The 6,078-nt window shown below is 43.2% G+C and carries 4 protein-coding genes; 1 reads left to right on the top strand and 3 read right to left on the bottom strand.

All coding sequences use genetic code 11. The annotated features are described in order from the left end of the window. Positions 1-139 precede the first annotated feature (139 nt). Complete coding sequence (locus PLH26_RS19310) at positions 140-562, bottom strand: hypothetical protein (RefSeq protein WP_324587661.1); 423 nt, start codon at positions 560-562, stop codon at positions 140-142. 78 nt (positions 563-640) lie between these two features. Here PLH26_RS19310 and PLH26_RS19305 point away from each other — a divergent pair, with 78 nt between their 5' ends. After that, positions 641-2,434, top strand: a complete 1,794-nt coding sequence (locus PLH26_RS19305; RefSeq protein ID WP_324587660.1) for an ABC transporter ATP-binding protein — start codon at positions 641-643, stop codon at positions 2,432-2,434. A 26-nt stretch (positions 2,435-2,460) separates the two neighbouring features. Here the strand turns inward: PLH26_RS19305 and PLH26_RS19300 are convergent, their stop codons facing one another. Then, positions 2,461-4,305 (bottom strand): tetratricopeptide repeat-containing sensor histidine kinase, encoded by a 1,845-nt coding sequence (locus PLH26_RS19300; RefSeq protein ID WP_324587659.1) that lies wholly within the window; start codon positions 4,303-4,305, stop codon positions 2,461-2,463. Between the two features lie 394 nt (positions 4,306-4,699). Then, entirely contained in the window at positions 4,700-5,878 is a 1,179-nt protein-coding gene (locus PLH26_RS19295) for an acetyl-CoA C-acyltransferase (protein ID WP_324587658.1), read from the bottom strand. Between the last annotated feature and the right edge of the window lie 200 nt (positions 5,879-6,078).

Genomic DNA, 6,078 nt, shown 5'->3' with positions numbered 1-6,078 from the left:
TGGTGGATAACTGGTTAGTATTTTTGTTTTGAAGTTGATTGATGAGGAAGCTACGCCTCAACCGTCCAAAAAATCCAGAAAACCGTCCTGAAAAAATTGAATTCCAAATCCTTTGAAAAGGGTAGAATAAAATCCAATATCAATCAACTTTCTTTTTGTTGTTGAATATATTGAACAGGAACCCAATACCCATAAAGAAAGCCAAAACCAATATCCAAAGAAAAAAAATCCAGTTCCTAAAGCCGAAAGATCTTATCAAAATCCAATTTCCAGGACCTGAAAAACAGCCCCGGATCAAATCCAATATTGCAAAACCTGAAAACCACAACCTTGGACAACGAATTGAATGATTATCACTGTTGAACCAAAGTCCAATCCTGCGAAGCCCATCTAATCTTAGTAGGCTCGAAAAAGATTCCTCCACCTGTTTTGGGTGGAGGTTTTTATTTACAGGAACTCCCACTGTTTCAATTTTCGCCCTGTTCCCGGGATCTTCGCACATTTCCCACATTTCCACATTATCATATTTCCCACATTTCCACATTAAAAACCTTCCAGCCATCCTGTCACGAAAGTGAAATTTGTACATAATTTGATGCAATACGTCTTTCCCGGTCACAATCTCTTATTAATTTTAAGCATGAAGATTCTTTTCACCTATCTGAAGCCATTCAAATGGCTGGTATTGCTGGTACTGGTATTGGCCGCAATGAATATAGGTTTTTCATTATTTGATCCTATCATTTTTGGTAACCTGGTGAACCTGGCAAATGACTATGCCAAAAATCCAACGGGTTATGCCTGGTCGGATTTTTTTACAAAACCCTACAATAGTGTGCTGTGGCTGCTTTTGGCTTCAATAGGGGTAGCCATGGTGAGCCGCATAGCAAAAAATTTCCAGGATTATTTTTTGAACGTGGTTATCCAGAAATTCGGGGCAAAAGTATTTACAGAAGGGCTGCAACACGCTATGAAGCTTCCCTATCAGGAATTTGAGGACCAGCGCAGTGGTGAAACGCTCAGCATTTTGCAAAAAGTAAGAACAGATACGGAAAGGTTTATGTCGTACTTCGTAAATGTGCTTTTTACCGTAATAATAGGCATTGCTTTTGTAGGTACATTCGCCTTTAGCATCCATTGGTCGCTGCCTCCCATTTATTTTGGCGGTATATTTTTGTTGGTCATCATTACCAATCTTCTCAGTAAAAAAGTAAAAACCATTCAAAAAAATATTGTTGCGCAAACCACTTCTCTTGCCGGCGCTACTACAGAATCGTTGCGGAATATTGAACTCGTAAAGAGCCTCGGGCTTACCCAGCAGGAAGTAAGCCGTTTAAATACGAATACCTACAAAATACTCGGTCTTGAGATCACTAAAGTAAAACGCATACGCAGCATCAGTTTTATACAGGGCACATTTGTAAACACATTGCGCCAGGTAATTTTGTTCATGCTGCTCTGGCTGATATTTAAAGACAGGATGAATGCCGGTCAACTGGTAACCATGCAGATCTTCTCCTTTTTTGTTTTTGGCCCTTTGCAGGAAATAGGAAATATCATCCTCTCATACCGTGAAGCGGAAGCCTCGCTCATGAATTTTAAAGCATTGATGCAGAAAAAGCCGGAACCGCAGCCCGACAAGCCTTTACACCTGGGTGAAATCAACACGCTTGAATTCAGAAATGTTGCTTTTAAACACCACAGCGCCCAGCAAAATGCCATTGACAATATCAGCTTTAATGCACAAAAAGGTGAAACCATCGCCTTTGTAGGGCCATCGGGCGCAGGAAAATCCACGCTCATGAAATTACTGGTAGGCCTGTACCGGCCAAAGGAAGGCAAAATATTATACAACGGCATTGACGAAAGCTCCGTTAACTATGAAGACCTGCGTAACCAGATCGGTTTTGTTACGCAAGACACCCAGTTGTTCGCAGGAACCATTAAAGAGAACCTGTTGTTTGTAAACCCTGCTGCCGGTGAGCACGAGCTTTTAGATGCATTGAATAAAGCCTCCTGCAACAATTTACTGAGCAGGGCCGAAAAAGGGATAGAAACAATGATAGGCGAAGGCGGATTAAAATTATCCGGGGGCGAAAAGCAGCGTTTATCTATCGCCAGGGCTTTATTGCGTCATCCGAGACTGCTCATTTTTGATGAGGCCACATCTGCGCTGGATTCTCTTACGGAAGAAGAAGTTACCGGCACAATAAGGCAGGTATCCTCACAACGCAACCAGATCACCATACTCATCGCTCATCGTCTTTCCACCATTATGCATGCCGACAGGATCTATGTACTTGAAAAAGGTGAAATAGTGGAAAAGGGCACACATGAATCGCTGGTAGAAGAAAAGGGCTTATACTATGCTATGTGGAGGCAACAGATCGGGGAACGGAAAAAACCGGTCATCTTACAGGAGGCTTCTGCTTAGAAAGCTTCCCCTCTTGAGCCCTGCACTTATTTTTGAAGAATTACGGTAAACAAGCTTCCTTTGCCCGGCTCGCTTTCGCATACTATTTTCCCGTTCAGCTCTTCCACCAGCCTTTTTACAATAGACAAGCCCAGTCCGGTGGAATATTCACCCTCAGTGGGCATAGAGGAGATCTTCCTGTACTTGGAGAAAAGATACGGAATATCTTCTTTGGCTATTCCTACACCCTCATCTTCTACTTTAATATGAATCTCTTCCTTTGTATCCAGCAAACTCACCAGAACCTTTTTGCCGCGGGGCGTAAATTTAATAGCGTTGCTCAGCAGGTTTTCGCATATGCGGCTTATAATATAACGATCGCTTATAAGCATTATAGGATCCCTGCCTGCAGCATAAGTCATGTCTATTTCTTTTTGCTGTGCCTGCGGCCGGTACATGTGTACAATGTCATCTAAAAAAGCATTCACATCCAACTGCTCCAGGTTTAATGTGTGATGCTTGATCTCTTCTTTTTCGATGTACAGGATATCCCGTATCAGGAGCTCACCATTGTCGGCCGACGACTGAATGCGGTAGAGCGCCTTTTTCTGGTCGGCAGTAAAATTAGAAACATCCGACAATAAGATCTGGCTCCACATTTTGATGCTGGTAAACGGTCCGTTTAAATCATGCGATACTACGCTGATGAGAGAATTTTTTTCGGCATTAAGCCGGGCAAGCTTGCTGTTCTGCTTTTGTATCAGCTCATTTTGTTTTTTCAACAGGTTATTCTTCCTTCGTATAAGCAGCAAGCTGATAAAGGCCGAAATAGCCAGGGCGGCTATACCCAATGCCATAAAAAGGATATTCCTTTTTTCGAGTTTCTGCCTCTCTATCTCGAGTCCCAGCATTTTGTTTTGCTGCTCCTTTTGCTTCAGGTTATACTTTTCCTGCAGCTCAGCAACCGTGTGCAACGTGCGCCTGTTAACAAGGGCCGTATCCAGCGCATGCCAGTTCTTAAAATGTTTATAGGCCGACTTATAATCACCACGGACAGAATAATATTTGGAATACAATAAATGAACATCCGCTTCTTTCTTTTTGGATCCCTGTGATTTTGCCATGTTAAAAGAAAGATCAATGTATTTGCGGGCCGAATCGAATTTTTTCTTTTCAATATATACATCTCCTATATTCAGGCAGTCGTACCAAAGCATTTCCATGTCGTTGCCGGCAATATTTGCTGAATAGTTGAGCTTAAAAAAATGGAGGGCTTTATCCCATTGTTTTTTATGAAACCATGCGTTTCCTATATTGTTGTATACAGAATGAAGGTCAAGGTGGAGATTGTATTTCCGGGCAACCCCTTCCGCCTGTTCCAGATACAATAAAGCGCTGTCGGGATACCCGAGACGATTGTAAATGGAACCGAGATTGGAACTGTTCGTAAATATAGATGAAACCTCCTTTCGCTGCATGGAAACCCGGAACGCTTCCTTAAAAAAATCTCTTGCTTTTTGAGGCTGATCAATATTGTTGTATGCCATTGCGAGGTCACTCAAAGCAGCAGACTCGTATTCATTTCGCTTTAGCATCCTGGCCTGTTCAAGCGCCTGGTAATAATAATTTATAGCGGAATCGTACTCTTCCCTGAATTCCTGGTAAATCCCTTTAAGCCTTAACGACAATACGGCGCCTTTATTAAAGTCCAGCCTTTTTGCTTCCCTGTCAATATAGTTTGCATAATACAGAACAGAATCAGCCTTAACACTGTTAAAATCAAGCACCCGGTCGTACAGTTTTTTTAAACGGGAGGTGTCATCCTGGGCTGAAGCAGCGTGATAAAAAAAACAAAGGAACAAAATGTACAGTGCTATTGTGAAGCCTCTCATGTTGCGTATAAGATATTGGTTTGAAAGTATGTCCCGTTAAAAGTGATCTATTCAGTTAAACTGACCGGCTACATATACTGTTCCTTCATCTCCGATAAAGATAAGATAAACATAGTATAAGTTTACCATATTGCTGCAGGGCTTAAAACCTGCGGAGTGCTGCTGTTCGCTTTTATACGGAGTGATTGATAAAAGATACGCCAGGCACAGGCCGGGAACCCGAAAGGATTGGTATAATAAAATCGGCCGAACCGGTTATTTTAGAAGTTGCTACCTGGTGTTGAGTTAATTATAGTATGTCGTATTGCCGGGGTGAATGAGCAATAGTGAACTTATTCACAATTCACTATTCACTGTTCACAAATTGATGCGGCGTATCATGGTTAACGTAACACTAGTTGATATTTTCGATGATCCCCGCTATTCCCTGTCCCCCGCCCACGCAGGCAGTAACGATACCATATTTTTTATTCAGCCTTTTCATGTCATGCGTAATTTGTATGGTAAGTTTGCAGCCCGTACAGCCGAGGGGATGCCCTAAAGCTATAGCGCCACCGTTTATGTTTACTATATCGGGGTTAAGCTCCAGCTTACGGATCACGGCAAGGGATTGCGACGCAAACGCTTCATTCAATTCAACCAGGTCAATATTGTTCAATGACATATTAGCCTGCTTCAATACTTTAGGCACTGCTTCAATGGGTCCCACGCCCATAATACGGGGATGAACACCCGCAGATGCACAGGCTACCAGGCGGGCCCAGGGCTTTAGTCCCAGCTCCTTTACCATATTTTCACCCATTACAATCACAAAAGCGGCGCCATCGCTGGTTTGAGAGGAATTTCCCGCTGTTACTGTTCCTCCGGCAGCGAAAACCGGTTTTAATTTCGAAAGCACTTCAACTGAAGTATCCTTCCGGGGTCCTTCATCGGTATCCATAACATAGCTGCGGGTTTGTCTTTTTCCATTATCATCTACATACACATCCTCAACTGTTACCGGTAAAATGCCGGTCTTAAAATACCCGTTTTGTATGGCATTGATAGCTTTTTGGTGAGAGCGGTAGGAAAAAGCATCCTGGTCTTCACGACTTACATTGTATTCTTTGGCAACAGCCTCCGCTGTTAGTCCCATGCTCAGGTAATAATCGGGTTCATCTTTGGCAATAGAATAAGCCGGAACCGTTTTCCATCCTGCAGTTGGCACGAGGCTCATGCTTTCGGTACCACCCGCCACAATACATTCAGCCATGCCTGTACGGATTTTTGCAGTTGCAATGGCAATGGCTTCCAAACCCGAAGCGCAATAGCGGTTTATAGTCATTCCCGGCACTTCAATGCCCAATGCGCGGGCGGCGATGATCCGGCCAACCTGTAATCCCTGTTCAGCTTCAGGAACAGCATTTCCTACAATTACATCATCAATCCGTTTAACCCCCAGTTGGGGTACAGAAGCGAGTACATTTTTGATCACCTCTATGGCAAGGTCGTCGGGCCGGGTAAAGCGAAACCCGCCGCGTTTGGATTTACCTACAGCCGTACGAAAGCCTGCTACTATATATGCATCCTGCATGGTGTGCGCGTTTAGTTGTTTATGCAACTTTGTAATTCAAAGATAAATGTTCCAATCTTACCAACCAAGCAGCTTCCGGCAGCGGGTTAATGGTCAATAGAACACTCAGTCTTTCAGCATGGAACGAATAACAGGAAAGGCCTGGTTTTTAATATCAAGATGCCTGGTTTCATCCCAAAAGCTGCTCTGTTCTTGTAGTA

Source organism: Agriterribacter sp., from assembly GCF_035444585.1.
In the GTDB taxonomy this organism is placed as follows: Bacteria; Bacteroidota; Bacteroidia; order Chitinophagales; family Chitinophagaceae; genus Agriterribacter.
Note: the sequence above shows the minus strand (reverse complement) of the source record. Positions and strands in the feature narration are given on the sequence as shown.

Bases quoted from the DNA above. Each gene is read 5' to 3' on its own strand.
- PLH26_RS19310 (WP_324587661.1), bottom strand. From the start codon at position 562: ATGGCTGGAAGGTTTTTAATGTGGAAATGTGGGAAATATGATAATGTG.
- PLH26_RS19305 (WP_324587660.1), top strand. From the start codon at position 641: ATGAAGATTCTTTTCACCTATCTGAAGCCATTCAAATGGCTGGTATTG.
- PLH26_RS19300 (WP_324587659.1), bottom strand. From the start codon at position 4,305: ATGAGAGGCTTCACAATAGCACTGTACATTTTGTTCCTTTGTTTTTTT.
- PLH26_RS19295 (WP_324587658.1), bottom strand. From the start codon at position 5,878: ATGCAGGATGCATATATAGTAGCAGGCTTTCGTACGGCTGTAGGTAAA.